This is a genomic window from Pinirhizobacter sp., assembly GCF_035317885.1.
In the GTDB taxonomy this organism is placed as follows: domain Bacteria; phylum Pseudomonadota; class Gammaproteobacteria; order Xanthomonadales; family Rhodanobacteraceae; genus Pinirhizobacter.
Genome location: NZ_DATHFX010000170.1, coordinates 1 through 3,894 on the forward strand (window position 1 = coordinate 1; position 3,894 = coordinate 3,894).

Genomic DNA, 3,894 nt, shown 5'->3' on the forward strand with positions numbered 1-3,894 from the left:
CTGCGCTTCACCCCGCACTTCGCCGTCACCAGCGAGGAAATCGACCTCATCGTCGAAGAAGTACGCGTGGCCCTGCGCCAGGGCCCCCGCCGCCAGGAACAGGCCGCCGCCTAGGCGTGCGGGGTCGGAGTAAATACTCCGACCCCCAACCTCGCTTCGCACCCTTCCTCCGGCCTTCCAAGGACCGGCGGGAATCGTGCGCCACGGTGTGCACGCCAGGCGTATAGTCCCCCTCGCCGGCCGCCGGCCGGAATTCCCAACCGGAGGAATAGCATGTCCAAGCACCTGCGCCTGGTTTCCGCCGTTTCCGCCTTCACCATCGCCGCCGCCTTCGCCCTGCCCGCCATGGCCAAGGATCCGACCCCGCAGCAGCAGCGCATGTCCACCTGCAACACGCAGGCGACGGGCAAGAAGGGCGACGAGCGCAAGGCCTTCATGTCCAGCTGCCTGAAGGGCGACACGGCCGCCTCGCCAGCCAAGACTACGCAGCAACAGAAGATGGTCACCTGCAACAAGGACGCGAGCGCCAAGTCGCTCAAAGGCGACGCGCGCAAGAGCTTCATGTCCACCTGCCTGAAGGGCTGACCCACCGCCCCAGCCATTAGGGGTCAGAGTCATTTTCTTGAAAATGACTCTGACCCCTTACTTCTTTCTGCGAAACTGGGCGCCTGCCTTTGCCAGGACCACCCATGACGATCGTCGAAGTTCGCCACCCCCTGATCGCCCACAAGCTCGGCTTGATGCGCCGTGCCGGCATCAGCACCAAGGAATTCCGTGAACTGGCCAGCGAGGTTGCCTCATTGTTGACCTACGAGGCCACGGCCGACCTGGAAACGGAAAAGAAGACGATCGAAGGCTGGGCGGGGCCGGTGGAAGTCACCCACATCAAGGGCAAGAAGGTCACCATCGTGCCCATCCTGCGGGCGGGCCTTGGCATGCTGCCCGGCGTGCTGGAACTGATCCCTTCGGCGAAGGTGAGCGTGGTGGGGCTGCAGCGCGACGAGGAAACCTTAAGGCCCATTGCCTATTACGAGAAACTCACCGGACGCATGGACGAACGCATCGCGTTGATCGTCGACCCGATGCTTGCCACCGCCGGCACCCTTGTGGCCACGGTCCAGATGCTCAAGGCAGCCGGCTGCAAGCGCATCAAGGGCCTGTTCCTGGTGGCGGCGCCCGAGGGCCTTGCCCATGTCCAGGCGACCCACCCGGACGTGGAGATCTTCACAGCTTCCATCGATGAAAGACTCAACGAAGTGGGGTACATCCTCCCGGGCCTCGGCGACGCCGGGGACAAGATCTTCGGCACCAAGGCCTAAGCCCACGGCAACCCATCGCAAGTCCTATGCCATCAGGCGAGTGCCGCCCACGGAGGTTGGCTGTAGGCTAGTACCAGGCCCCGCGGCCGGGCGCGGGCAGGGGAATTATGCGCGACCCATCAAGCTCATGGCTCGGCAACCTGTGGCGGCGGACCACGCTGGTACAGCGCCTGACTTGCCTGGCGGCTGCCCCGGCAACCGTCATTGCCCTGCTATTGGTCACCCTGCTCACCCGGCACCAGTTCGAATCACTCAACGAATTGGGCCAGCGCAGCGCCCAGGCCATCGCCACACAGACCGCCGCCATGGCGGCCGAGCCGCTGCGCGCCGGCCTGCGCCGGGACATCGTCCGCATCGCGGCCTCAGTGGATTCGTTGCCCAACGTAGTGCACGTGCAGATCCGCGCTGCCGATGGCGAGATCCTGGCCGATACCGCCAACGATCATCGTGATGCCGGCGCCGTGACCGTGCAACGGGACATCGGCGACGACAACCAGCCACCCCTGGGCTCGGTGCTGGTGGAAGTTTCCGTCGCCGACGCCGTGGCCGCGCAGCGCGCCGCCCTGCGCAACGCGATCATCTGGCTGGCCATCAGCCTGCCGGCAGCCGGCATCATCGGCTGGCAGGCGGCGCGCTGGATCAGCTGGCCGCTGCGCCGCCTGGTGAACGGCGTGCAGTGGCTGGCCAGCGGCAACCGCAGCGTGACGGTGAAGGTTACCGACGATACTGAAATCGGCGAACTGCAACGGGGCTTCAATGCCGCCGCAGCAGCCCTGCTCGATGTCCAGCGCCGCATGGAAAGCGATATCGAGCGCGCCACCACCGAGCTTGCCCACAAGAACATGGCACTGGAAGCGGCAAGCGTCGCCCGCTCGCGTTTCCTTGCCGCCGCCTCCCACGATCTTCGCCAGCCGCTCTACGCCCTTACGCTGTTTTCCTCGGGCCTGGCGGTGGACGAGCTGGATCCGGCACGCCTGGATCGGATCGCCCATATCCAGGAATGCGTGCAGGCGCTGGACAGCCTCTTCAGCGAATTGCTCGACCTGTCGCGCCTTGAGACCGGCGCGATGACGGTGGACCGCCGTTCGTTCTCGCTGGACGATGTCTTCGACGAAGTCAGCCGCAACTTCCGCATGCTGGCCGAGCAGCACGACCTTCGCCTGGTGGTACGCCCCACCACCGCATGGGTGGTGAGCGACCGCACCATGGTGGCGCGCATGCTCAACAACCTGGTGAGCAACGCGCTGCGGTACACGCCCGCCGGCGGCGTGCTGGTAGGCGCCCGGCGGCGCGGGGATCGCGTCCGCGTGGATGTATGGGATACCGGCACCGGCATCGGCGAGGAACACCGGCATCGCGTGTTCGACGAGTTCTACCGCATCGAAGGCCAGCCGGGCCATGAAGGCGAGGACGGTCCCCAACGGGGCCTGGGCCTGGGCCTGGCCACGGTGCGTCGCCTGGGTGACCTGATCGGCTCGCCGATCGGGCTGAAGTCGCGAGTGGCCAAGGGCAGCCTGTTCAGCTTCGAACTGCCCGTTACCGCCAACCCCGGCGTGCTCGCCGTCGCCGCGCCACCTTCACCCTCCCGGGACATCGCCGGGCTGCGGATCATGGTGATCGACGATGAAGCGGCCATCCTCTCGGGCATCAAGTTCCTCCTCACCAGCTGGGGCTGCGAAGTGTTCATTGCCGAGGACCGCGCACAGGCCCTGGCCATCGCGTCGGAGTCGCCACGGCCACCGGACCTTGTCATCTCGGACCTGCGCCTTGCCGGCGACCGCAGCGGGCTGGACGTGCTGGCCGCGCTGGACCGCCATTACGGCCGCGGCCTGGATCGCCGGCCGCCCTTCGCCCGCTTGCTCATCACCGGCGAGACCCGGGCTGAGCGCCTGCGCGAGATCGGCATGGCCGATATCGACGTCCTCTACAAGCCGGTTTCGCCCGAAGACCTCCGCGAAGCCATTTCGACACTGACCGGGCATGCCGCCCGCGAATCCATGCGGGTGACATAACCATGACACTCTTCTTTTCGGTCCTTGCTGCCGGACACGGCGATGGTTGCCGCGGCGCGCGGCGAGGACTATGTTGCCAACAGGCCGCCCAGTGCAGGCCAGGGGAATGACCATGCACGTGCTGATTGCCGACGATCACCGCCTGATTGTCGAAGGCGTGAAGCTCAAGCTCGCCGAACTCGATCCGGCGATCGAATTCACCGTGGCCCTCAATGTCGAGGAACTGCGCGCCGCACTCGATGCCGGGGTCAGGCCCACCCTCGCCCTGGTGGATCTCACCATGCCCGGCGCGCGCGGCCGCAGCCACTTGCGCGAAACCATCGATCGCCTGCCCGGCATACCGGTGATCGTGCTCTCCGGCAGCGAGGAACCCTCGCTGATCCGTGAACTCCTGGACATGGGCGTGCACGGTTTCGTCCCTAAGAGCTATTCGCCCGACGTCATGCTCTCGGCGGTGCGCCTGGTGCTCTCCGGCGGCGTCTATGTACCGCCGATGATGCTCAACCCGGCCACCGGCAACGCCCCGTCGTGGCCGCAGGACATGCCGGTGGCCGAGGCCAACA

General features: G+C 66.4%; 4 protein-coding genes. All 4 read left to right on the top strand.

The window, feature by feature from the left end; translation table 11 throughout:
- Nucleotides 1-273: 273 nt before the first annotated feature.
- On the top strand, nt 274-585 hold the full coding sequence (locus VK519_RS05290) for a PsiF family protein (RefSeq protein ID WP_324348086.1): 312 nt from the start codon (nt 274-276) through the stop codon (nt 583-585).
- A 104-nt stretch (nt 586-689) separates the two neighbouring features.
- Nucleotides 690-1,319 carry a uracil phosphoribosyltransferase gene (gene upp, locus VK519_RS05295; RefSeq protein ID WP_324348087.1) on the top strand — a complete coding sequence of 210 codons (630 nt, stop codon included), beginning with the start codon at nt 690-692 and terminating at the stop codon, nt 1,317-1,319.
- Nucleotides 1,320-1,426: 107 nt separating this feature from the next.
- Nucleotides 1,427-3,331 (top strand): ATP-binding response regulator, encoded by a 1,905-nt coding sequence (locus VK519_RS05300; RefSeq protein ID WP_324348088.1) that lies wholly within the window; start codon nt 1,427-1,429, stop codon nt 3,329-3,331.
- A gap of 112 nt (nt 3,332-3,443) precedes the next feature.
- Nucleotides 3,444-3,894: response regulator (locus tag VK519_RS05305; RefSeq protein ID WP_324348089.1), on the top strand; the 451-nt coding region annotated here is incomplete at its 3' end.